General features: G+C 59.1%; 20 protein-coding genes. 12 read left to right on the forward strand and 8 right to left on the reverse strand.

Annotated elements, in window-relative coordinates; genetic code table 11:
• Window positions 1–25: 25 nt before the first annotated feature.
• The 3 genes from AC3ISI_RS06655 to AC3ISI_RS06665 are packed head-to-tail and all read left to right on the forward strand — an operon-like array spanning window position 26 to window position 2,402.
• The gene (locus AC3ISI_RS06655) at window positions 26–778 is read left to right on the forward strand and encodes a 5-oxoprolinase subunit PxpA (RefSeq protein ID WP_489336047.1); all 753 of its coding nucleotides are present in this window, start codon (window positions 26–28) and stop codon (window positions 776–778) included.
• Window positions 775–1,479 carry a 5-oxoprolinase subunit B family protein gene (locus AC3ISI_RS06660; RefSeq protein ID WP_489336048.1) on the forward strand — a complete coding sequence of 235 codons (705 nt, stop codon included), beginning with the start codon at window positions 775–777 and terminating at the stop codon, window positions 1,477–1,479. Before AC3ISI_RS06655 ends, AC3ISI_RS06660 begins: the two co-directional genes overlap by 4 nt.
• Window positions 1,476–2,402 (forward strand): 5-oxoprolinase subunit C family protein, encoded by a 927-nt coding sequence (locus AC3ISI_RS06665; protein ID WP_489336050.1) that lies wholly within the window; start codon window positions 1,476–1,478, stop codon window positions 2,400–2,402. Before AC3ISI_RS06660 ends, AC3ISI_RS06665 begins: the two co-directional genes overlap by 4 nt.
• Before the next feature lie 119 nt (window positions 2,403–2,521).
• Here AC3ISI_RS06665 and AC3ISI_RS06670 read toward each other — a convergent pair whose 3' ends face one another.
• From AC3ISI_RS06670 to AC3ISI_RS06680, 3 genes are all read right to left on the reverse strand, one after another.
• Window positions 2,522–3,700: a vWA domain-containing protein gene (locus AC3ISI_RS06670; protein ID WP_027925858.1), complete on the reverse strand. Its 1,179-nt coding sequence runs from the start codon at window positions 3,698–3,700 to the stop codon at window positions 2,522–2,524.
• 12 nt (window positions 3,701–3,712) lie between these two features.
• The gene (locus tag AC3ISI_RS06675) at window positions 3,713–4,558 is read right to left on the reverse strand and encodes an AAA family ATPase (protein WP_008153159.1); all 846 of its coding nucleotides are present in this window, start codon (window positions 4,556–4,558) and stop codon (window positions 3,713–3,715) included.
• A gap of 165 nt (window positions 4,559–4,723) precedes the next feature.
• Window positions 4,724–5,800: an AsmA family protein gene (locus tag AC3ISI_RS06680; RefSeq protein ID WP_489336051.1), complete on the reverse strand. Its 1,077-nt coding sequence runs from the start codon at window positions 5,798–5,800 to the stop codon at window positions 4,724–4,726.
• Window positions 5,801–5,929: 129 nt separating this feature from the next.
• Between AC3ISI_RS06680 and cysK the strand changes: the two genes are divergently transcribed.
• The 4 genes from cysK (at window position 5,930) to AC3ISI_RS06700 (ending at window position 9,665) form a co-directional block, all read left to right on the forward strand.
• Window positions 5,930–6,904: a cysteine synthase A gene (cysK, locus tag AC3ISI_RS06685; protein ID WP_489336052.1), complete on the forward strand. Its 975-nt coding sequence runs from the start codon at window positions 5,930–5,932 to the stop codon at window positions 6,902–6,904.
• Window positions 6,905–7,118: 214 nt separating this feature from the next.
• A complete protein-coding gene (locus tag AC3ISI_RS06690; RefSeq protein WP_489336053.1) occupies window positions 7,119–8,057 on the forward strand; it encodes an aspartyl/asparaginyl beta-hydroxylase domain-containing protein in 939 nt (312 codons plus the stop codon).
• A gap of 484 nt (window positions 8,058–8,541) precedes the next feature.
• Complete coding sequence (locus tag AC3ISI_RS06695) at window positions 8,542–8,706, forward strand: hypothetical protein (RefSeq protein WP_489336054.1); 165 nt, start codon at window positions 8,542–8,544, stop codon at window positions 8,704–8,706.
• 95 nt (window positions 8,707–8,801) lie between these two features.
• Complete coding sequence (locus AC3ISI_RS06700) at window positions 8,802–9,665, forward strand: DMT family transporter (protein WP_489336055.1); 864 nt, start codon at window positions 8,802–8,804, stop codon at window positions 9,663–9,665.
• A 40-nt stretch (window positions 9,666–9,705) separates the two neighbouring features.
• Here the strand turns inward: AC3ISI_RS06700 and AC3ISI_RS06705 are convergent, their stop codons facing one another.
• The 4 genes from AC3ISI_RS06705 to AC3ISI_RS06720 all read right to left on the reverse strand — a co-directional run bounded on the left by AC3ISI_RS06705 (window position 9,706) and on the right by AC3ISI_RS06720 (window position 13,846).
• Window positions 9,706–10,647: a LysR family transcriptional regulator gene (locus AC3ISI_RS06705; RefSeq protein WP_489336056.1), complete on the reverse strand. Its 942-nt coding sequence runs from the start codon at window positions 10,645–10,647 to the stop codon at window positions 9,706–9,708.
• A 70-nt stretch (window positions 10,648–10,717) separates the two neighbouring features.
• A complete protein-coding gene (locus AC3ISI_RS06710) occupies window positions 10,718–12,247 on the reverse strand; it encodes a tripartite tricarboxylate transporter permease (protein ID WP_489336058.1) in 1,530 nt (509 codons plus the stop codon).
• Window positions 12,244–12,777, reverse strand: a complete 534-nt coding sequence (locus tag AC3ISI_RS06715) for a tripartite tricarboxylate transporter TctB family protein (RefSeq protein ID WP_489336059.1) — start codon at window positions 12,775–12,777, stop codon at window positions 12,244–12,246. The genes AC3ISI_RS06710 and AC3ISI_RS06715 overlap by 4 nt, the downstream gene beginning before the upstream one ends.
• Before the next feature lie 52 nt (window positions 12,778–12,829).
• The gene (locus tag AC3ISI_RS06720; protein ID WP_489336061.1) at window positions 12,830–13,846 is read right to left on the reverse strand and encodes a Bug family tripartite tricarboxylate transporter substrate binding protein; all 1,017 of its coding nucleotides are present in this window, start codon (window positions 13,844–13,846) and stop codon (window positions 12,830–12,832) included.
• A 377-nt stretch (window positions 13,847–14,223) separates the two neighbouring features.
• Here AC3ISI_RS06720 and AC3ISI_RS06725 point away from each other — a divergent pair, with 377 nt between their 5' ends.
• From AC3ISI_RS06725 to AC3ISI_RS06735, 3 genes are read left to right on the forward strand one after another with little or no spacing between them, the layout of a single operon-like run.
• Window positions 14,224–15,564, forward strand: a complete 1,341-nt coding sequence (locus AC3ISI_RS06725; RefSeq protein WP_489336062.1) for an MFS transporter — start codon at window positions 14,224–14,226, stop codon at window positions 15,562–15,564.
• Entirely contained in the window at window positions 15,557–16,513 is a 957-nt protein-coding gene (locus AC3ISI_RS06730) for an amidohydrolase family protein (RefSeq protein WP_489336063.1), read from the forward strand. The genes AC3ISI_RS06725 and AC3ISI_RS06730 overlap by 8 nt, the downstream gene beginning before the upstream one ends.
• Complete coding sequence (locus AC3ISI_RS06735) at window positions 16,510–17,514, forward strand: 4-hydroxythreonine-4-phosphate dehydrogenase PdxA (protein ID WP_489336064.1); 1,005 nt, start codon at window positions 16,510–16,512, stop codon at window positions 17,512–17,514. Before AC3ISI_RS06730 ends, AC3ISI_RS06735 begins: the two co-directional genes overlap by 4 nt.
• Window positions 17,515–17,652: 138 nt before the next feature.
• On the opposite strand, the gene AC3ISI_RS06740 is transcribed toward AC3ISI_RS06735, so the two are convergent.
• On the reverse strand, window positions 17,653–20,547 hold the full coding sequence (locus AC3ISI_RS06740; RefSeq protein WP_489336065.1) for a ribonucleoside-diphosphate reductase subunit alpha: 2,895 nt from the start codon (window positions 20,545–20,547) through the stop codon (window positions 17,653–17,655).
• Window positions 20,548–21,281: 734 nt separating this feature from the next.
• Here AC3ISI_RS06740 and AC3ISI_RS06745 point away from each other — a divergent pair.
• Together AC3ISI_RS06745 and AC3ISI_RS06750 are read left to right on the forward strand one after the other, a co-directional pair.
• Window positions 21,282–22,004: a response regulator gene (locus AC3ISI_RS06745; protein WP_489336067.1), complete on the forward strand. Its 723-nt coding sequence runs from the start codon at window positions 21,282–21,284 to the stop codon at window positions 22,002–22,004.
• A complete protein-coding gene (locus AC3ISI_RS06750) occupies window positions 22,001–23,611 on the forward strand; it encodes an ATP-binding protein (RefSeq protein ID WP_489336068.1) in 1,611 nt (536 codons plus the stop codon). The genes AC3ISI_RS06745 and AC3ISI_RS06750 overlap by 4 nt, the downstream gene beginning before the upstream one ends.
• Window positions 23,612–23,662: the final 51 nt, after the last annotated feature.

The raw sequence follows: 23,662 nt of genomic DNA on the forward strand, positions 1-23,662 counted from the left end.
AATAAAACCTACAGGAGCGTTCTCCGTGAGCCGCCTGCTATTGAACTGCGACATCGGCGAGAGTTTCGGCAATTGGACCATGGGTCTGGACGCCGAAATCATGCCCTACATTGATTGCGCCAACATCGCCTGCGGCTTTCACGCCGGCGACCCGAGCATCATGCGCAAGACCGTCAGCCTGGCATTGAGCAACGGCGTGCAGATCGGCGCGCACCCGGCCTATCAGGATCTGGTCGGTTTCGGTCGTCGCTCGATGGCGTATACCGCCCAGGAACTCCAGGACATTCTGCATTACCAGATTGGCGCCCTCGACGGCATTTGTCGGGCTCAAGGTGGGCGTGTCAGCTACGTCAAACCCCACGGCGCGATGTACAACGACATGATGGCCAATCCCGCACAATTGCGTGCGGTGCTTCAGGCCGTGGCGTCTTATGACCGAACGTTGCCGCTGATGTTAATGGCGACACGCGACAATAGTGCTGCGCAGCTACTGGGCGATGAATATGGCGTGACTTTGTGGTTCGAAGCCTTTGCCGATCGCGCCTACGACAACGCAGGCATGCTGGTTTCGCGACAACTGCCGGGCGCGGTGCATCATGATCCCGAGAAAGTCATCGAGCAGGCGCTGATCATCGCCCGTGGCGATCCCCTCACTGCCAGCGACGGCAGTGCATTGCACTTGCAGGCCAACACACTTTGCGTACACGGCGACAACTCCAGTTCAGTTGCCGCGGTGCAACGGATTCGCGAAGCCCTTGATCAGCAGAGCGCACCATGAAACTGCGGGTAGAGGTGGTGGCGCTGGATTGTCTGATGGTGCGTCTGTTCGATGAGATCAGCGAGGCCAACATGCCGTGGATGCTGGCGGCCAGCGAAAACCTGCGGGCTGCGTTCGGCGGGCATCTCATTGATCTGGTGCCGTCCTATACGACGTTGATGGTGCATTACGATTTGACCGCGCTAAGCCCGGCTCAGGCTCGGGAGTTGATCGCTCAAGCGCTGATCGACTTGTCGCCCAACACCCGCACCGGCGGTAAATGTCATGTGCTGCCGGTCTGGTATGACGTGAGCGTCGGCCCGGAGCTGAGCCTGTTGTCGCAACGCAGCGGCTTGGCGATTGAGGAGGTGATCCGCCGTCACAGCGGGCGCGAGTATCAGGTGTTTGCCTTGGGCTTCGCGCCGGGTTTCGCCTTCATGGGATTGGTCGAGGAAGTACTCGCCGCGCCACGCCTGAACACCCCGCGCAAAAAAGTCGCGGCCGGCAGTGTCGGCATTGCCGAGCGCCAAACCGCCGCCTATCCGGTTGTCTCTCCCGGCGGCTGGAACCTGATTGGCCGCACCCCGGCCAAACTGTTCGACCGCGAACGCGACGGCTACAGCTTGATGCAACCCGGCGACACGGTGCGCTTTGAAGCGGTCAGCCATGCCGAGTTCATCAATTTGGGCGGCAACGACACACCATTGGAGGCGCAGGCATGAGCCGCTTATCAATTGAAGCGAGTACGCCCCTGTGCCTGTTGCAGGATGCCGGGCGTTTTGGCGTGCGGCATCTGGGCGTGACGCAGGGGGGAGGGCTGGATTGGCGTTCAATGTCCTGGGCCAACTGGCTGCTGGGTAATGACCTGAATGCTCCAGTGATTGAAATTACCCTCGGTGGGTTCACGGTGGTGGCCGAAGAGGATTGTATGCTGGCGTTGACCGGTGCGGATCTTGGGGCTCAGGTCGAAGGCGAGGCGCTGGCGCCATGGCGCAGTTTCAGACTGCAAAAAGGTCAGCGATTGCAATTCACCCAGCCGCTGCTCGGGGCTCGGGCTTATCTCGCGGCACCCGGTGGGTTTGATGCGCCAAACGTCCTGGGCAGCCGTTCAACGGTGGTCCGTGAGGAACTTGGCGGTCTGGATGGGATGGGCCAAGCGTTAGCCAAAGGTGCGCAGCTGAGTTATTGCGGGAGTGCGTTGCTATTGCTGCGGGAGTTGCCAGTGGAACAGCGACCGGACTTCACCGACAATTCTCCGCTGGATCTGGTACTGGGCGCACAGATTGGCGAGTTCAGCGGGCAGAGTCTGTTCGACGCGTTCAACAGTGTGTGGACCCTCGACAGCCGCGCCGACCGGATGGGCATTCGCCTGCTGGGGACGGTGTTGCAGTACCAGGGAAAACCGATGATTTCCGAAGGCATCCCGCTCGGCGCGGTGCAGGTGCCGCCGGACGGGCAGCCGATTGTGTTGCTCAATGATCGTCAGACCATTGGTGGTTATCCGCGACTGGGGGCGTTGACGCCGTTGGCGCTGGCGCGGCTGGCGCAGTGCTTGCCGGGGGCGAAGGTGCGATTGCGGCCGGTGGTGCAGGAGGTGGCGCATCGTGAACAGGTCGAGTATTTGCGCAGGTTTTTGAACCGCTAAAAGCATCGCTGGCAAGCCAGGCTCCTACAGGGATTGAGGTTGCTCACATAACTTGTGAACCACCTGAAACCTGTAGGAGCCTGGCTTGCCAGCGATGGGGTCCGAACTGGCTGAGAAGATTACTTGGACAGAAACCGCATCCCTTCCTCCAACCCCCGAAGGGTCAGCGGATACATCTGGTCATCGATCAAATCCCGCACAATATTGGTCGATGAGGTATAGCCCCACGTATCCTTCGGATACGGGTTAATCCAGATGAGCTTCTTGTACTTCTCCTTGAACCGTTGCATCCACACATAACCGGCTTCTTCGTTCCAGTGCTCTACACTGCCGCCCGCCTGGGTGATTTCATAAGGGGCCATGGCGGCGTCACCGATGAAGATCACTTTGTAGTCGGCACCGTACTTGTGCAGCAAGTCCTGGGTCGATGTGCGTTCGGAGGTGCGACGCATGTTGTTCTTCCACACCGACTCATAGATGAAGTTGTGGAAGTAGAAGTACTCCAGGTGCTTGAACTCGGTTTTGCAGGCCGAGAACAACTCCTCGCAAATTTTCACATGCGCGTCCATCGAGCCGCCGATATCGAACAGCAGCAACAACTTGACGGTGTTGCGCCGCTCCGGCCGCATCTGGATGTTCAACAGCCCGGCATCTTTGGCGGTGTGGTCAATGGTGCCATCGATGTCCAGCTCTTCGGCTGCACCCTGACGGGCAAATTTGCGCAAGCGGCGCAGCGCCACTTTGATGTTGCGCGTGCCCAACTCCACCGAGTCGTCGAGGTTCTTGTACTCGCGCTGATCCCAGACCTTGACCGCTTTGCCCTGGCGTTTGCCGGCATCGCCGACCCGAATGCCTTCCGGGTTGAAACCACCTGAGCCGAACGGGCTGGTGCCGCCGGTGCCGATCCACTTGTTGCCACCGGCATGGCGTTCTTTCTGTTCTTCGAGGCGTTTCTTGAACTCTTCGATCAGTTTGTCCAGGCCGCCGAGGGACTGGATCGCCGCGCGCTCTTCGTCAGTCAAGGAGCGTTCGAATTCCTTGCGCAACCAGTCTTCAGGAATCAGAGCCTGAAGGTGATCGTCGAGTTTTTCCAGGCCATTAAAGTAAGCCCCGAACGCCCGGTCGAACTTGTCGAAATGCTTTTCGTCCTTCACCAGAATCGCCCGGGACAAGTAGTAAAACTCGTCCATGTCGGCGAAGGTCACGCGTTGTTTCAGCGCGTTGATCAGGTCCAGCAGCTCGCGCACCGAGACTGGCACCTTGGCGGCGCGCATTTCATTGAACAGGTTGAGCAGCATGGCATCAGCCTCTTAGCGGGTGCCGCGACGGCTCATGAACGCCAGGCGCTCAAGCAACTGCACGTCCTGTTCGTTCTTCACCAGCGCGCCGGCCAGCGGCGGAATGGCCTTGGTCGGATCGCGTTCACGCAGTACCGCTTCGCCAATGTTGTCGGCCATCAGCAGCTTCAGCCAATCCACCAGTTCGGAGGTCGATGGCTTCTTCTTCAAGCCCGGCACTTTGCGCACGTCGAAGAACACGTCCAGCGCTTCGCTGACCAGATCTTTCTTGATGTTTGGGTAGTGCACATCGACGATCCTCTGCATCGTGGTGCGATCCGGGAAGGCGATGTAGTGGAAGAAGCAACGACGCAGGAAGGCGTCCGGCAGCTCTTTCTCGTTGTTGGAGGTAATGATGATGATCGGGCGCTTCTTGGCCTTGATGGTCTCGTCGATCTCGTAAACGTAGAACTCCATCTTGTCGAGTTCTTGCAGCAAGTCGTTCGGGAACTCGATGTCGGCCTTGTCGATCTCGTCGATCAGCAGAATCACCCGCTCTTCGGATTCGAAGGCTTCCCAGAGCTTGCCCTTTTTCAGATAGTTGCGAACGTCGTGGACCTTTTCCGTGCCCAGTTGCGAGTCACGCAGGCGGCTGACCGCGTCGTACTCGTACAGGCCCTGATGCGCCTTGGTGGTGGACTTGATGTGCCAGGTAATCAGCTTGGCGCCGAAGGACTCGGCCAGTTGCTCGGCCAGCATGGTTTTGCCCGTGCCCGGCTCGCCCTTCACCAGCAGCGGACGCTCCAGGGTAATGGCGGCGTTGACCGCCAGCTTCAGGTCATCGGTGGCGACGTAGGCCTGGGTGCCTTCGAACTTCATCTGCTAATCCTCGAACGGTAACGCCGACCTGAACGGGGCAGGGCGGGACGCAATAATGGTGATGCCCGACTATACCGCGCTGGCCGGCCGACTGTGAACGCAGACGACTTATTCAGTCTCTGAATGGGGCGTCACATATTGACTCTGTCTTGGCTGCTTGCAGCTTTAGCCGGCCTCCGGCTTCGGACGCTCATACTGGGCGTTGAACGCCTGGATGAAACCATTGCGCAAAATCTGCAAAAACGCCTGGAACGCGCTGATATCCTGGCGATGCACATTGCCTTTCAGTTCCACTCGGGTCGCGAATTGATTTTTGCCCTGGTTTTTCAGAACGGTTTCAGAGCCACCCACGATGGCCTCCCAGATCGATCGGAAAATCCCTTTGTCCTTGTTTTCAACGTCCTGCTGCCAGTTGAACACGTCGACGTCTATGAGTAGCGGCTTGATGTAGCCCGTCAATTGGGCTTTTTTGGCTTGCGCTTCAATGACCACGTCGCCATGACCCGCGTTGAAGTCGAACTTGCCGTAGGCCGAGGCGAAGTCGTTCATGCGTTTGAGTTCGATGCCTTTGGCGCGTAGACGAAACTCAAAGTCTTCGAAATTGCTCAGTGGATCGAACGTCGCGGTGGTTTCCAGAGGGGCGTGCCCGAGCAGCAGGGCCTTACCTTCGAAGCGAGCATCGCGCTTGCCTTTTTTGTCGACCACATTGGTCAGGTTATAAATGCTGGCATTGACCTGCGTCGCGTTCATGTTGACGGGAGGTTTTGAGTTGAAGTTACGAAAACTGAGTTTGCCGTCGTGGATCCGCACTTCGTCCAGGGTGACGGGTAACAATTTGCCCAGTTGCGCGCGCCAGTCGGTGCCCTGACCGGTTTGCGAATTTTGCTTATTGGCGCCGCCGTCGACAAAGTTCACCTCGGGGTTGAAGAACTGCACTTGGGCCACCACCGCATGGTCATACCAGAGTGAATGCCAGCTGACGGAGAGGTCGATGAGCGGTGCATTGACGAACGGCACCGGGACCTTGCCTTCGACCTTGACGATTTTCAGTCCATTGATTTTGTAAGCGCCGCGCCACAGGGCCAGGTCCACGTCAGTGACTTGGCCACGGTAGTCACCCATGTCTGCCAGTTTGTCGTTCAGGTAGTCGCGCACCATATAGGGCAGGGCGATGTGCAAGGCAATCAGCAGCACAAAAAGGCCGGCGAGAGTCCACAGGGGCCAACTGTATCGACGTTTCATGGCGGTAAATCTCTGGCGATGTAAATCGATTGACTGCGCTGAACACCGGACGTTCGACCTGACTGGACGCCTAGGGGCAAGAGGCTTACCTTGATGCGCTATTTCCATGCTGCAGTTAAGGACCCAGACATGAGCCGTATCTTCGCTGACAACGCCCACTCCATCGGTAATACGCCCTTGGTGCAGATCAACCGCATTGCCCCGCGTGGCGTGACCATCCTGGCCAAGATCGAAGGGCGCAACCCCGGTTATTCAGTCAAGTGCCGGATCGGAGCGAACATGATCTGGGACGCAGAAAGCAGCGGCAAACTCAAGCCTGGCATGACCATCGTTGAACCGACCTCGGGCAATACCGGTATCGGCCTGGCGTTTGTCGCCGCTGCCCGTGGCTACAAGTTGATGCTGACCATGCCGGCATCCATGAGTATCGAACGACGCAAAGTGCTTAAGGCACTCGGCGCGGAACTGGTGCTGACCGAACCGGCCAAGGGCATGAAGGGCGCGATTGAGAAAGCCGGCGACATCGTTGCCAGCGACCCGGCCAAGTACTTCATGCCGGCACAATTCGACAATCCGGCCAACCCGGCCATCCACGAAAAAACCACCGGTCCGGAAATCTGGAACGATACCGACGGTGCGGTCGATGTATTGGTGGCGGGTGTTGGAACGGGCGGAACCATTACCGGTGTTTCGCGGTATATCAAGAATACCCAGGGCAAGCCGATTATCTCGGTGGCTGTTGAGCCTGCGGGTTCGCCGGTGATTACCCAGGCCATCGCTGGCGAAGAAATCAAGCCGAGCCCGCACAAAATTCAAGGCATTGGTGCCGGTTTTGTGCCTAAAAACCTGGACCTGTCGATGGTTGATCGGGTTGAGTTGGTCACCGACGACGAGTCCAAGGCCATGGCTTTGCGCTTGATGCAGGAAGAGGGGATTTTGTGTGGTATTTCGTGTGGCGCGGCCATGGCTGTTGCTGTTCGCTTGGCGGAAACCCCGGAAATGCAAGGTAAGACCATCGTGGTGATCCTGCCGGACTCTGGCGAACGCTACCTGTCGAGCATGCTGTTCAGCGACCTGTTTACCGAACAGGAGAATCAGCAATAAGCGCGTCGGGCCGACGCGTCTGTAGATGAGCTGGCGGGATTGATCAAGGTCAGTCCTCGTTCAGGTTTCATATGCTAAGAATTGCTTTGTTGCGCGATTATTACTGAATGTTGCGACAAGCGGGTGTTTCCCATGGGTGGGAATGTTTATGATGGCTCGCTGCTACGTCGGGTAAAGGGTGTTGAGCGATGAGCCTGTTCTCAAGGAGTTGTAGATGAGCTTTTCCATTGTCGCGAAAGCGTCGGTGTTGCTGCTGTTTCTTGGCAGTACGCTCTATGTCCATTTGCGTGGCCAGGCGCGATTGCCGGTTTTACGGCAATTCGTCAATCACTCGGCGTTGTTCGCTCCCTACAACGCCTTGATGTACCTGTTCTCCGGGGTGCCGTCCAAACCCTATCTGGACCGCAGCAAGTTTCCGGAGCTGGACGTGCTCAAGGACAACTGGGAAGTGATCCGCGACGAAGCCATGCACTTGTTCGACGAGGGCTATATCCGTGCGGCCGAAAGGAACAACGACGCCGGTTTCGGTTCGTTTTTCAAAAAAGGCTGGAAGCGCTTTTACCTCAAGTGGTACGACAAGGCACTGCCCTCGGCAGAAGCCCTGTGCCCGAAGACCGTGGAACTGGTCAACAGTATTCCCAACGTAAAGGGTGCGATGTTTGCGTTACTGCCAGGTGACAGCCACCTCAATCCGCACCGTGATCCATTTGCCGGTTCTCTTCGTTATCACTTGGGGCTGTCGACCCCCAACTCTGATGATTGCCGCATCTTCGTTGACGGCCAGGTGTACGCCTGGCGCGATGGCGAAGACGTGATGTTCGATGAAACCTATGTGCACTGGGTCAAAAACGAAACAGAGAAGACCCGGGTGATTCTGTTTTGTGACATCGAACGCCCATTGAGCAGCCGCGTTATGACCCAGATCAACCGCGGGATCAGCGGTTTTCTCGGTCGCGCCACAGCCCCTCAAAACCTTGATGATGAACGCGTCGGCGGGATAAACCGGGCGTACGCCTGGAGCAAGAACTCCAGTGACAAGTTCAGTGGGGTGGTTAAACAGTGGAAGCGTCGCAATCCCAAGGCTTACCGCGTGCTGCGGCCGGTGGCGGCGGCGGTGGTGCTGGCGTTGCTGGGGTATTGGTTGTTTGGGTAATTCTGGCCGCGGCACAAAAAAAAGCGCTCCTTGTGAGTAATGCCGATCAGTTAAGGCGTTGAACGCCGAAATCCTTGTGGGAGCGAGCCTGCTCGCGATTGCGGACTGGCAAGCAACGCAGGTGTTGGCTGTGCCACCGTCATCGCGAGCAGGCTCGGCTCGTCGGCATTGGTGTCCGTGACAAGTATTTGTAAAAGACGCTGCTGACTGGCAGTCAGTTCTACAGCGATTGTTTTGCCTTGCGTAGTGCGCGAGCTTTTCCTCGTGGAGGGCCTCTTGATTACGTTGCGCATATCCCCTCCGCTGTTGGTCACTAATTGGTCAGTAGTCAACATACAAGGTGCTCACTCAGAACAAGCAGCGCTTCTTTGACTGTCGTTACTGGCCCTTTGTCCAAGTCATTGCAATCCATGTCAGTCGCTGGTTATAGTCGGCGCACGGCGATGTCCAACCCGCCGTCCATCTCACCCAAAAAGATCAGCCCATGCCTGTATCCCTCATCAACGCGGTAGTCGATTCAGCGGTCAACGCTGGCGTCGTGCCGTGCGGGAATCAGCAGCCTGCGCAGATCAGTCTTTACCCTCCACCTGTCCGTAGCACGCCGGTGTACGCAGTCGTATCACCGCCGGGCGTTGGCATTTCGGGCTGATCAGCTTCTCTTTGCTGTTGCCCTTTGCCCGTCTGAAAAACTACTGGATTTCAGCTTCGGCTGAGTTGGCTTTTGCCTGACTACAGGTGGTATTCATGTTTGTCCTTTCGAAACAATCCGCGCTCGCGGCGGCATCCACGAGTCTGTTCGTTCTGCTGTGGAGCAGCGGGGCGATTTTCTCCAAATGGGGGCTGGCGCACGCGTCGCCCTTTGCTTTTTTACTGGTGCGCTTCGCCATCGCCTTGTGCGGTCTGGTGCTGCTGGTGCCGTTGCTCAAGCTGAAGTTGCCCAAGGGCGGCAAGCCGATGTTGTATGCGATGGCTACGGGCGTGGTGTTGCTGGGGGCTTATCAGATTTTCTATCTGCTGGCCCTGGACCTGAAAGTCACTCCCGGGGTGATGGCGACGATCATGGGCGTACAGCCGATTCTCACCGTGGTGATCATGGAGCGTCAGCGCTCTATCAGTCGGATGTTCGGTCTGGGGTTGGGTTTGGCCGGATTAATCATGGTGGTGTATCAGGGCATCGGCCTGGCCGGCATGTCGATGGCTGGCATGCTCTTCGGGTTGCTGGCGCTGGCGAGCATGACGTTCGGCTCGATCATGCAGAAACGCATCACCGACAATCCCCTCGGCACACTGCCGGTGCAATACCTGGCCGGGATGTTGCTGTGCGGGATCTTCGTGCCGTTCCAGCCCTTTCACTTTGAACATAGCACCGGTTTTATCGTGCCAGTGTTGTGGATGGGATTGGTGGTGTCGGTGCTGGCGACGTTACTGCTGTACCGCCTGATCGCCCAGGGCAATCTGGTGAATGTCACCAGTCTGTTTTACCTGGTGCCGGCGGTGACGGCGGTGATGGACTATCTGATTTTCGGCAACAAGCTGGCGGCGTTGAGCCTGCTGGGCATGCTGCTGATTATCGTCGGTCTGGTCTTCGTGTTCCGTAAAAGCGCGTAAACCGAAAAAAGGTCCGGAGCACTCAAAGCTCCGGGCTTTTTTATTTGGCCAGCGTGTGCTCGGCCCGCACCGAATTCATGAACGCCTGCATGGCCGACGATTGAATGCGATGGCGCCGGGTGATCAGCCCATAGGGCGGCAGCCGTGCTTCGAAACTGATCGGCAAAATGGCTAGCAAATCACGACCGGGATAATCCTCCACCACCGACACTGGCGTAACGCCTAGCATATCGGTCTGCTGCACCAGCGAGAGCAAAGTCATGATCGAGGTGGTTTCGACAATGCTGTTGGGGATGTCGACCCGTGCGTTGTGAAACACCTGATTGATGATGGCGCGCATCGGGCTTGGATGCTGTTGCAGCACCCAGGTCATGTGTTGCAGTTCCGCCCAGCTCAGCTGTTTTTCCTGGGCCAGTGGATTTTTCGCGCCGGCGATCACGCACAAGGCTTCTTCACCGAGGCTGTCAAACAGCAACTCTTCGGCCCGCGCCCCGGCCGGAATCCGCCCCAGCACGATATCCAGTTGATCCTGCAACAGCGCCTGCACCAGCACGTCGCTGGTGTCGACCTGGATGCTCATGGACAACCGCGGATGGCTCTGTTTCAAGGTTGCGATGGTTCGGGTCAATAGCCCCGACGCCAGCGCCGGAATCGCACCGACCGCCACCCGGCCAAGGTTGCCGGATTCCAGTGCCACCAGTTCTTCACGCATGCCGCTGAGTTCAGCGAACACCATGCGCGCATAGTAAATAACGGTTTCCCCGAACGGGGTGGCGCGCATGCCCCGAGGCAGGCGTTCGAAGAGTTCGACGCCGAGCAAGTCCTCTGCCTCGTGGAGCATTTTGGTCGCGGCCGGTTGGGTCATGCCGATATGATCGGCGGCGCGACGCAAAGAACCGAACTCCTGCAATGCCAGCATCAGCCGCAGTTGGCGCAGACGCAGTCGACTGTGGATCACATTGGCAGCAGGAATTCGGGTCATGGGCCGTGGCTCGCAAGAAAGTCTGCGGCAAGCCTGACAACAAATGTCAGGCGTTGCCAGCATTGCTGTGTCACAGCACCGATTTGGTTTTGCCGACGTGGGTTTTGCGCAGGCCCATCAGGGTTCCCAGTACCTTGGAAATCAGCGGCCAGAACAACATCAACAGCGCCGCCGTGGTCAGGCTGCCCACCAGCGGATTGGACCAGAAAATCCCCAAATGGCCGTCGGAAAACAGCATCGATTGACGGAACGCGTCTTCAGCCTTGTCGCCCAACACCGCCGCCAATACCAGCGGTGCAATCGGGTAACCGAGTTTCTTGAACAGATAACCCAGCGCACCGAAGCCCAGCATCAGCACCACGTCGAAGAACGAGTTGTGCACCGAGTAGGCACCGATGGCGCAGACCATGATGATGATCGGCGCAATGATCGAGAATGGAATGCGCAGGATCGAAGCAAACAGCGGCACGGTGGCCAACACCACGATCAGGCTGACCACGTTGCCCAGGTACATGCTGGCGATCAGGCCCCAGACAAAATCATGCTGCTCGACGAACAACGTCGGGCCAGGGTGCAGTCCCCAGATCATCAAGCCGCCCAGCATCACCGCTGCCGTGGCCGAACCGGGAATGCCCAGGGTCAGCATCGGCAGCAGGGCGCTGGTGCCTGCTGCGTGGTCGGCGGTTTCCGGGGCGATCACGCCTTCCAGTTCACCTTTACCGAAGTTCTCGCGATTCTTCGAGAAACGCCGCGCCAGGCTGTAGCTCATGAACGAGGCCGCAGTCGGCCCGCCCGGCGTGATGCCCATCCAGCAGCCGACCAGTGTGCTGCGCACAATCGTCCACCAGTAACGCGGCAACTTGGCCCAGGTTCGCAGGATCACCATCGGTGTGATGCGCGCATGCTCGCCGCGAAACACCAGGCCTTCCTCGACGGTGCAGAGGATTTCACCGATGCCGAACAGGCCGATCACCGCCACTTCGAAACTGATGCCGGTCATCAAGATCGGCTGGTCGAAGGTCAGGCGCAGGTTGCCGGACACGGTATCCATTCCGACTGCCGCCATGGCGAAACCGATCATCATCGCGACCACGGTTTTCAGCGGCGGGTTTTTGCTCATGCCGATGAAAGTGCAGAACGCCAACAGGTACACCGCGAAGAACTCCGGCGAGCTGAACGACATGGCAAACGCGGCAATCCTGGTCGACAGAAACGTCAGCAGCAATACCCCGGCCAGTGCGCCAATCAGTGCCGAACTGAACGCGGCGGTCAGGGCTTCGGCGGCACGACCTTCACGGGCCATCGGGTAACCGTCGAACGTCGTCGCCACCGATGAGGGCTCACCGGGGATGTTGAACAGGATCGAAGTGATCGAGCCGCCGAACAGCGCGCCCCAATACATGCACGACAGCAGAATGATCGCCGACACCGGTGACATGGTGAATGTCAGCGGCAGCAACAACGCCACGCCATTGGGGGCGCCGAGGCCGGGCAATACACCGACCAGAATGCCCAGTAGTACGCCGATCACCATCAGGCCGATATGACCCGGGGTCAGGATCAGGTTCATGCCTTGCAGCAGGGAATCGAACTCGTTCATTTGAAATTTCTCCCGGCCAGGGCAATCCAGTCGCCCATCGGACCGGCATCCAGCGGGACCTTGAACCACAGCGCGAAAATCAGGTAGCTGGCGAGCACCGCGCCTAGCGACACCGTGCCGATCATCAACTTGCCGTAGGGTTTGACGCGGACCTTGTCACGCCACATGAACCAGGCGATGAAACAGGCCGAAGCCACGTAGATGCCGGTGAAGGGCATCGCGCCGACAAACAGCGCAATCGGGATGAACACCGACAACACTTGTTTGAACGCACTGCGGCTGACGAATGAAATACTCAGGGCTTGCCAGCGCACCACAGTCAAAATGCCGTTGCCGACGCTGGCGGCGCTCAACAGCAGGCCGATGTAAAAGGGGAAGTAACCCGGCTCGGGGCCGGAATCGCCCCAGCCGATACCTTGTTCGACGCTGCCGAACATCACCACCACGCCGATCAGCGTGGTGAAAACTGTCAGACCGAGTTCGACCCAGCGGGTGCCGACCAGCGCCGGTGAATCCGAAGAATGAGACATGAAAACACCTCCAGAGGTGACGGCCGTGCGCAGGCGGACGGCCGTTGGCAACTCAGTTTTTCAGCCAGCCGGCTTCTTTGAACACCGGCGTTACGCGGGCGGTGTCTTTCTCAATGTAGGCAGTCAGCGGCTCGCCTTCGAGGAAGGTCGGCACCAGCGCGTTCTGTTTGACGTAGGCCTTGAACTCCGGGGTCTCGGTGACTTTGCGCATCAGCTCGACATAGAACGCGCGCTGCTCGGCGGTGACGTCGCCGGGCATGAACACAGTGCGCGGGAAACGGTACTGATCGATGCCCAGACCTTCTTCGTGGCAGGTCGGGACATCGGCCCAGGATTTATCACCGGCGACTTTCTCGGTGTAGCTCATGCGTTCCTTACTGAAGACGCAAAGCGGCTCGACCTGGTCGCCACGCCATTGGCTGATGCTTTCGCTGGGGTTGTTGACGTTGGCGGCGATGTGTTTGCCGGCCAGTTGGGTCGCGGCTTCACTGCCGCTCTTGAATGGGATGTACACCAGTTTGCTGTTATTGGTCTGGTTCAACAGCAGGGTCAGGGTCTGGTCGACATCCTTGGACTGGCTGCCGCCCATGCGCAGGTTCGATGGGTCAGCCTTGACCGCTGCGTAGAAGCCTTTGGCGTCCTTCCAGGGCGCGTCTTTGTAACTCCAGAGAATGAAGTCATCCTCGGCCACGGCGGCAACAGGCGTCAGTTCCTGCCACTCGTAACCGAGCTTGGACACCAGCGGCAACAAGTAGATGTTATTGGTGCCGATCACCAGTTTTTCCGGATCGCCCTTGTTCATTTTCAGGTCGAGAAAGGCTTCGGCGCCATTGCCGCCGCCCTTGTTCAGGACGATGGTATTCACATCGAGAAACTTGTGGGTGGTGATGATCGACTGGATCAGGCGACCGAGTTGGTCGGTACCGCCACCGGGGCCACCCGCGACAACGATTTCGACGTTCTTGTCCGGCTGCCAGGCGGCGTTAGCGAGAGCGGGAAGGGCGCCAGCGGCGACCAGCGTGCAACCGAGAAACAGACGGGAGGTGCGACGGACGAATGCATTTCGCATGGAATGGCCTCGTTTTTGTAGTTGTTATAAGTGACTTGTCGGAGCGGTAAAGCTGCAAGCCTGGCCTGAGTGTGGGAAGCCTCCGGCCCCGCGTCTAGTCAAAACAATACATACACCGATAGCCTGAGGTTATAGGTCTGCTCATTGAAAAAGGCGGCTATCGCTCAAGGCTTTGCGCCAGAGCGTTTTTCGAGGAAAGTCGAAAGGGCGAGCCCCGTTGAAAGCTGTGCGAAAGCAGGGCATGCCATAACTCGAGGCTATCGCCTGATTTCAAGTTTTGATTAGACGGTTATCACTGGGCCTTCGATAGTGCTCACCAATGCCGCGACGCAGCGGCAATGTCGTCACCACAAAAATAATAAATCGAGGTACGCACCATGGCTCGCCCCAGTGCTTCCCTGCATCTGCACAACGCAGGTATTCAATCAGCGGCAGCGGCAACTCCGCTGACCGGCACCACCAAGGCCAGCAGCGTGCGCTGGCGGATCTTCGCGATCATCTTTGCGTTGACCATGGTCAACCTGATCGATCGGGTGTCGTTATCCATCGCGATGCCAACCATCGCCCATGAATTTTCCCTGTCGCCGAGTCTGCAAGGGCTGATCCTCAGCAGCTTCTTCTGGGCGTATGCACTGTTGCAGATTCCTGGCGGCTGGTTGATCGACCGTTTTGGTCCGCGCCGGGTCATCAGTTGGTCCACCGGTTTGTGGGGCACATTTCAGGTACTGGCGGCGTTTGCCACGGGCGGCTTGTCATTGTTGTTCGCCAGGGTGGCGTTAGGCGCCGCCGAAGCACCGCTGTTTCCTTCGGGGGGCAAGCTGATTTCCCTGTGGCTGGCACCGAGCGAGCGCAGTCGCGGCGCGGTGCTGATGGACAGTGGCAGCCCGCTGGGTGTGGCACTGGGCGGTTTGATCATTGCGTATTTGATTGCTTCGCTGGATTCGTGGCGTCTGGCCTTCGTGATCGCCGGCATCGCGACATTGGTGCTGGCCTGGCTGGCGCGGCGTTATCTGCGCGATGACCCGGCCACGCACCCACAAGTGAATGCCGAAGAGTTGGAGAAGATCAACGCCGGACGTGCCACGCCTGCCGCCGAAGCCGCACGTGCGCCGGTCAAGGGGCTGGGTATTGCGGCCCGCTCACTGACAGGATTGCTGATCGGGCGTGCCAGTTGGGCGATGGTGTATTTCGGCTTGCTGACCTGGGGCCCGAGTTACCTGGCGCAGGCTCGCGGCTTCGACATCAAAGGCATTGGCGCGGCCACGTTCGTAATTTTCATCTGCGGTGCGCTGGGTTCGTTGACCGGTGGTTTTCTCTGCGACGGCCTGATCCGTAAAGGGGTAAGCCGGGGCGTCGCGGTCAAGAGCCTGCTGGCGTTTTCCGGTGTCGTGGCCCTGGGCGCGTTCTTGTTGTTGCCGACCCTGAGCGATTCATTTGCGGCCGTGGCGTTGTTGGCCATGACCGCGTTTTTTCTGATGTGGGGCAGCCTCTACTGGAGCTTCCCGGCGTTGCTGGCGGCACCGGCGCGGGTCGGTTTGATCGGCGGCGTGATGAACATGGCCGGCAGCACGGGCGGCATTGCGGTGCCGATTCTGGTGGGCGTCATTGTGCAAATGGCCGGCGGGTTTGCGCCCGTGCTGGGCTTCTTTGCGGCGTGCTCGGCAGTCTTCGTTTTGGCCACGTTGCTTATCAGCCTGGATGAGGTGCGTCATGAATGAGTTGTGGAACGGCCCGATCGTAGACGCCCACCACCATTTCTGGGACCCCTCGATCAACGACCATCCGTGGCTCGCGCCCGAGGCCAACATCCCGTTTCGCTACGGTGATTACAGCGCGATCAAGCGTCGCTATTTTCCCGACGATTACTTCAAGGACACCGGCTCCCATAACGTTGTGCAAACGGTGTACGTCGAGACCGAGTGGAATCCGCAAGACCCCATCGGAGAAACCCGTTTTATCGAGGGGTTGGCCGCTCGCTACGGCGTGCCAAACGCCATCGTCGCACAAGCCTGGCTTGACCATCCGGACGCCATCGCAGTGCTCACCGAGCAAGCGAGTTTCAAGTGCGTGCGCAGCGTGCGCCACAAGCCCGGCGGCCCGATCGCGCCTACGCAGGTGGGGCACACTCGCAGCCTGATGAGCAACGAACTCTGGCGCCGCAGTTACGCCGCGCTCGAAGGCCTGGGCCTGCATTTCGATTTGCAGACGCCCTGGTGGAACCTGCACGAAGCCGAGCGCCTGGCCCGGGACTTTCCCGGCATCACGTTGATTCTCAACCACGCCGGATTGCCCAACGACCGCAGCGCCGAAGGGCTGGCAGGTTGGCGCCTGGCGATGGCGCGGCTGGCGCAGTGGCCGAATGTGCGGGTGAAGATTTCCGGCCTCGGGCAGGGCGGTCAACGCTGGCGAGCCAAAGACAATGCCTGGATCGTGCGCGAAGTCATCGCCATGTTCGGCAGCAACCGGGCAATGTTCGCCAGCAACTTCCCCGTGGACAGCCTGTGCGGCTCGTTCGACGACATCTATAGCGGTTTCAAATCCATCGTTGCCGATTTTCCGAGTGCCGATCAGCAACGGCTTTTCTACAGCAACGCGCAGCAAGTCTATCGCTGCGAGCCCTGCGCCATTGACCGGACATGGCCCGAACCCTTGAGGAGTGAAGCATGAACAAAACCACCATCGCGATGGTCCTGGGCGACCCGGCAGGCATCGGCCCGGAACTGATCGCACGCCTGCTCGCCGCGCCCGAGGTGCGCAGTCAAGCCAATGTCATCCTGATTGCCGACGAGGCGGAAATGCGTCGCGGTATGCGCATCGCCGAGACGGAGTTCCCTTATCGTCGTGTGGCGTCGCTGGAGCAGCTGTCGTTTGTCGATGACACACCGCTGTTCTATGACTTTCGCGGCGACACCCTTGGCGAATTTGCGCGCAATGAGGCCAGTATCATCGGCGGCCGCTACAGCCTCGATACCCTGGAAAAAGCCTTGCGTCTGACCGAGGCCGGTATCACCGACGCAGTGCTGTTCGGACCGCTGAACAAGACCTCGCTGCACATGGCCGGCATGGCCCATAACGATGAGCTGCACTGGTTCGCCGAGTTGCTGGATTTCCACGGGCCGTTCTGCGAGTTCAACGTGCTCGACAACCTTTGGACTTCAAGGGTGACCTCCCACGTGGCGCTGGCAGAAGTGCCAGGCATGCTCACGCAAGCGCGGGTGGTGGAAGCCATTCAATTGATCGACACCGCGCTCAAGCGCAACGGTCTGGAAAAACCGCGCATCGGCGTGTGTGGCTTGAACCCGCATAACGGCGACAACGGTTCATTCGGTCGCGAAGAACTGGACATCATCGGCCCCGCCGTGCGATCCGCCCAGGCGTTGGGGATTGCGGCGGAAGGGCCGTACCCAGGCGACACGATTTTCCTCAAGGTGCAGGGCGATGCCAGTGCTTTTGACGCGGTGGTGACGATGTATCACGACCAGGGGCAGATCGCGATCAAGTTGATGGGGTTCTCCCGTGGGGTGACGGTGCAGGGCGGCTTGCCAATTCCGATTACCACCCCGGCGCACGGAACCGCGTTTGATATCGCGGGGCAGGGTAAGGCGAACGTCGGGGCGATTCGCCAGGCGTTCGAGATTGCGTGCCGGATGGGCATCAACAGCTACTGACACTTTGTGGCTGCGAGCCTGCTCGCGATGGTGTCAGCACAGTCGACGCTTTCCTTGAGGCAAAAGAAAACCCCCGACAATCCAGAGGACTGATCGGGGGTTTTTGACTAAGCGCCTTGCGGCGCCTACCGGCTCAGCTTACTGGCAAGCTTCGCAATCCGGCTCGTCGATGGCGCAAGCCTTCGGCACTGGAGCAGGGCCGGCAGGTGCTGCCAGGACCGAATCATCACCGTGGTTGCCGCCGCTGGAAACAGCGTTCAGCTTGCCGGTGTTGATGGTCGACTTCTCGGTGCTGGTCGCGGCCAGGGCACGGAGGTAGTAAGTGGTTTTCAGGCCACGGTACCAGGCCATGCGGTAGGTCACGTCCAGCTTCTTGCCCGATGCGCCAGCGATGTACAGGTTCAGCGACTGAGCCTGGTCAATCCACTTCTGGCGACGGCTTGCCGCGTCAACGATCCACTTGGTGTCCACTTCGAAAGCAGTCGCGTAGAGCTCTTTGAGTTCTTGCGGGATGCGCTCGATTTGCTGCACCGAACCGTCGTAGTACTTCAGGTCGTTGATCATGACCGCGTCCCACAGACCGCGAGCCTTCAGGTCGCGAACCAGGTACGGGTTGATCACGGTGAATTCGCCCGACAGGTTCGATTTCACGTAGAGGTTCTGGTAGGTCGGTTCGATCGACTGCGAGACGCCAGTGATGTTGGCGATGGTCGCGGTCGGCGCGATGGCCATGATGTTGGAGTTACGAATGCCTTTCTGAACGCGGGCACGCACCGGTGCCCAGTCCAGGGATTCGTTCAGGTCAACGTCGATGTACTTCTGGCCACGTTGTTCGATCAGGATTTGTTGCGAATCCAGTGGCAGAATGCCTTTGGACCACAGGGAACCCTGGAATGTCTCGTATGAGCCACGCTCGTCGGCCAGGTCGCAAGAAGCCTGGATCGCGTAGTAGCTGACCGCTTCCATCGACTTGTCGGCGAACTCGACGGCAGCGTCGGAACCGTAAGGAATGTGCTGCAGGTACAAAGCATCCTGGAAGCCCATGATGCCCAGACCAACCGGACGATGCTTAAAGTTGGAGTTCTTCGCTTGTGGCACCGAGTAGTAGTTGATGTCGATCACGTTATCGAGCATGCGAACGGCAGTGTTTACAGTGCGTTCCAGCTTGGCGGTGTCCAGCTTGCCGTTGACGATGTGGTTCGGCAGGTTGATCGAGCCCAGGTTGCAAACGGCGATCTCGTCCTTGTTGGTGTTCAAGGTGATCTCGGTGCACAGGTTCGAGCTGTGAACCACGCCGACGTGCTGCTGCGGGCTGCGCAGGTTGCACGGGTCTTTGAAGGTCAGCCATGGGTGGCCGGTTTCAAACAGCATGGACAGCATTTTGCGCCACAGGTCTTTGGCCTGGATGGTCTTGAACAGTTTGACCTTGCCTGGGTATTCGGTCAGGGCTTCGTAGTACTCGTAACGCTCTTCGAAGGCTTTACCGGTCAGGTCGTGCAGGTCCGGCACTTCGGATGGCGAGAACAGGGTCCACTTGCCGTCATCGAAGACGCGCTTCATGAACAGGTCAGGGATCCAGTTGGCGGTGTTCATGTCGTGGGTACGACGACGGTCATCACCGGTGTTCTTACGGAGTTCGATGAACTCTTCGATGTCCATGTGCCAGGTTTCCAGGTAGGCACACACAGCGCCTTTGCGCTTGCCACCCTGGTTAACGGCGACGGCGGTGTCGTTCACTACTTTGAGGAACGGTACAACGCCCTGGGATTTGCCGTTGGTGCCCTTGATGTACGAACCCAGTGCACGAACCGGCGTCCAGTCGTTGCCCAGGCCACCAGCGAATTTCGACAACATCGCGTTGTCGTGGATTGCGTGGTAAATGCCCGACAGGTCATCCGGCACGGTGGTCAGGTAGCAGCTCGACAGCTGTGGACGCAAGGTACCGGCGTTGAACAGGGTTGGAGTCGAGGACATGTAGTCGAAGGACGACAACAGGTTGTAGAACTCGATGGCACGGTCTTCTTTCTGCTTCTCTTCGATCGCCAGGCCCATGGCCACGCGCATGAAGAAGATTTGCGGCAGTTCGAAGCGGATACCGTCCTTGTGAATGAAGTAACGGTCGTACAGGGTTTGCAGGCCCAGGTACGTGAACTGCTGATCGCGCTCGTGGTTGATCGCCTTGCCGAGTTTTTCCAGGTCAAAAGTTGCCAGGACCGGGTTCAGCAATTCGAATTCGATACCCTTGGCGATGTACGCAGGCAGCGCCTTGGCGTACAGATCGACCATCTCGTGGTGGGTCGCGCTTTCGGCAACGTTCAGGAAGCTCAGGCCTTCGGCACGCAGGGTGTCCATCAGCAGGCGGGCGGTGACGAACGAGTAGTTCGGCTCACGCTCAACCAGGGTACGGGCAGTCATCACCAGGGCGGTGTTGACGTCGGTCAGGGCCACGCCGTCGTACAGGTTTTTCAGGGTTTCGCGCTGGATCAGGTCGCCGTCGACTTCTTCCAGGCCTTCGCACGCTTCGGTGACGATGGTGTTCAGGCGGCCCATGTCCAGAGGTGCAAAGCTGCCATCGGCGCGGGTGATCCGGATCGATGGGTGAGCGTTGACGGCTTCTTCGGCCGGTGCGTGGGCGGCGCGTTGTTTCGAACGGCCGTCACGGTAGATCACGTAGTCGCGGGCTACTTTCTGCTCGCCGGCACGCATCAGGGCCAGTTCAACCTGGTCCTGGATTTCTTCGATGTGGATGGTGCCGCCCGATGGCATGCGACGCTTGAAGGTCGCGGTGACTTGTTCGGTCAGGCGGGCAACGGTGTCATGGATTCGCGACGAGGCGGCAGCGGTGCCGCCCTCAACTGCGAGAAACGCTTTGGTGATCGCGACGGTGATTTTGTCGTCGGTGTAAGGAACGACAGTGCCGTTACGCTTGATCACGCGCAGCTGGCCAGGCGCGGTGGCGGACAGATCCGAAGTCGAATCAGCGGCCTGCGGCAAGGTGCCCTGCGGGTTCTCGCGAGTTGTGTCGGTTTGCATGGGGGGTTGTCTCCACATTCTCTATGTTTGTTTGGGCACCATCACGGCGCCCACCGTTCTGTCCTGAAGCACTACAACCGACGTGGTGTCGGGCATAACAACTTCGGGACAGTAGGAAAAAGGCTAATGAGGCCGCGTCCTTGCCGAAGTCTTTTGGTTGCGAGCCTGGGCTCGAAACCGGATTCCTTTCGGGGTGCCAGTACTGACTGCAACACCCGTACCGTTTTGGCTGTTCGGGCCTGAAAAAACGGTGCCATCCGCCAGTGCGGTTTGGTCTTGTAAAATCACGCTGTGTTCAACCATAAACAGGCAATAAAGCGCTTGAGTTTCTGGTCTGAAATGTGGTTGGGCTTTTAAGCTAAAACCCTACATGTAGGGTTTTTTTAGCGCCGGGGTACAAGATAGTGCGTTTTTGGAGGTGTTGCAACGTACTGCCTGTGGATAAACCTGTGTGTAAATTGTGTGTGAAAGGTGGAACCGGCGTGTAGGCCGCGACCTAGCGGGACCGAGGCATTTTTCATCGATTTTCAAGGATTGAAAACAGCCGTCCGGATTTTTAAGGGCGCGAACCCTACCACAAAAAACCGACATGTCCGAACGCATTTTCCGGCTTGTGTTCTCGACAGGCGGCGTTTATACAATCGCCCCATGGTTACGCATTCTTATCCTCCCAATCATTACAAAAAAACGGGCGGATCCTTCCTTATTAGTGTTGTTGGCAAGTAGAGGTCACCGTGGAGCAAGAAGCCTGGCAGGTATTGATTGTGGAGGACGACCAGCGCCTGGCCGAACTGACCCGCGACTACCTGGAGGCCAATGGCCTGCGCGTCTCGATCGAAGGCAATGGGGCGCTGGCAGCGGCTCGTATCATCAAGGAGAAGCCGGACCTGGTGATTCTCGACCTGATGCTGCCCGGCGAAGACGGCTTGAGCATTTGCCGCAAGGTGCGCGACCAGTATGACGGCCCGATCCTGATGCTCACCGCCCGCACCGACGACACCGACCAAATCCTCGGTCTCGACCTCGGTGCCGACGACTACGTGTGCAAACCGGTGCGCCCGCGCCTGTTGCTGGCGCGCATCCAGGCTCTGTTACGCCGCAGCGAAGCACTGGAAGCCACCCCGGAAAAACCGCGGCGCCTGCAGTTTGGTCCGCTGGTGGTGGACAACGCGTTGCGGGAAGCTTGGCTGCATGACAACAGCATCGAGCTGACCAGCGCCGAGTTCGACCTGCTCTGGCTGCTGGTGGCCAACGCCGGGCGCATCCTGTCCCGTGAAGAGATTTTCACCGCCTTGCGCGGCGTCGGTTATGACGGTCAGGACCGGTCCATCGATGTGCGAATCTCGCGCATCCGCCCGAAAATCGGCGATGACCCGGAGCACCCGCGGCTGATCAAAACCATCCGCAGCAAAGGTTATCTGTTTGTTCCTGAAGCTTGCGTAGACCCGTCGCTGTGAATTCGATCTTCCTGCGCATTTATGGCGGCATGTGTGCGGCGCTGATTTTGGTCGCGGTGCTGGGCGTGCTGGCGTTGCACTTGCTCAACGAGGTGCGCGGCGAGCAATACCGCGAGCGCCTGGCCCACGGTACGTTTTCGTTGATGGCCGACAACCTCAATCCGATGAACGAAACCGAGCGCCATCGCGCCTTGCTGGTCTGGGAGCGCTTGCTCGGGATTCCATTGGCGCTGACCACGTTTGCCCAGACCGACCTCGACCTCACCCAGCGCACCCGCGTGGTGCGCGGCCAGGCGCTGGTGGAACAGACCGGCCCGCACGCGGCGAAGGTCTATCGGCTGGTCAGCGACAAGGAACAGCTTGTGCTGGTGGGTGAGGTTCAGCAGATCAGCGAACAACTGGCCCGCGCCACTATTTATCTGCTGGCCGATGAGCTGGTGCGCTACCCGGTGGCCGAGCAACCCCAGCGGCTGGCGCAGTTGAAAGAAGAGAAAAGCTTTGGTTTCGACTTGCGCCTGGTCAAGGTCGAGCAGGCGGACATGGACGAAGACCAGAGCCGCCGGGTGTCCGAGGGCGATACGGTGATGGCGCTGGGCAAGGGCGGCGACTCGATCCGGGTGTTTGCCGGCATGGTCGGTACGCCGTGGGTGTTGGAAATCGGCCCGCTGTACCAGATGAATCCTTATCCGCCAGAGTGGCTAGTGTTGATCGCCGCCCTCGGTTTGAGCTTGATCGGTCTGATCGTCTACCTCTTGGTGCGGCAACTGGAGCGTCGTTTGCGCGGTCTGGAAGCGGCCGCCACGCGTATTGCCCAAGGCAGCCTGGAAACCCGCGTACCGGCACGCGGCGCCGACTCGGTGGGGCGACTGGCGGCGGCGTTCAACGGCATGGCCGAGCACTTGCAGCAATTGCTGGCGATCCAGCGAGAACTGGTGCGCGCCGTGTCTCACGAGTTGCGCACACCGGTGGCTCGCCTGCGTTTCGGCCTGGAGATGATCGGCTCGGCTACCACGCCGCAGCAACTGGAGAAATACCGCGAGGGCATGGACCATGACATCGAAGACCTCGACAAACTGGTCGACGAGATGCTGACCTACGCGCGGCTGGAGCAGGGCTCGCCGGCACTGAATTTCCAGCGGATGGATCTGGATGCCCTGGTCAATCAAGTCATCGAAGAGTTGGCGCCATTGCGCGCCGAGGTCACGGTGCAGCGCGGCTTATGTCTGTCGGCCGCTGATTGCGATGACGCCTGGGTCGAGGCTGAACCGCGTTATTTGCATCGGGCCCTTCAGAACCTGGTCAGCAACGCCATGCGCCACGCCTCATCGCGGGTGACGGTCAGTTATCAGGTGGGACAGCAGCGTTGCCGGGTGGACGTCGAGGATGACGGGCCGGGTGTGCCGGAGTTGGCATGGGAACGAGTTTTCACGCCGTTCCTGCGGCTGGATGACAGCCGTACCCGCGCTTCGGGCGGGCATGGGTTGGGGTTGTCCATCGTGCGGCGGATTATCCATTGGCATGACGGGCGGGCGCTGATCAGCAAGAGCAAGAGCCTGGGGGGGGCATGCTTTAGCTTGAGTTGGCCGCGCAATCAGGAGAAACGCTGAGATTTGTGGTGAATGTTCGGGCCCCTTCGCGGGCAAGCCCGCTCCCACAGG

The sequence above is a fragment of the Pseudomonas sp. GL_139_B genome, assembly GCF_057834475.1.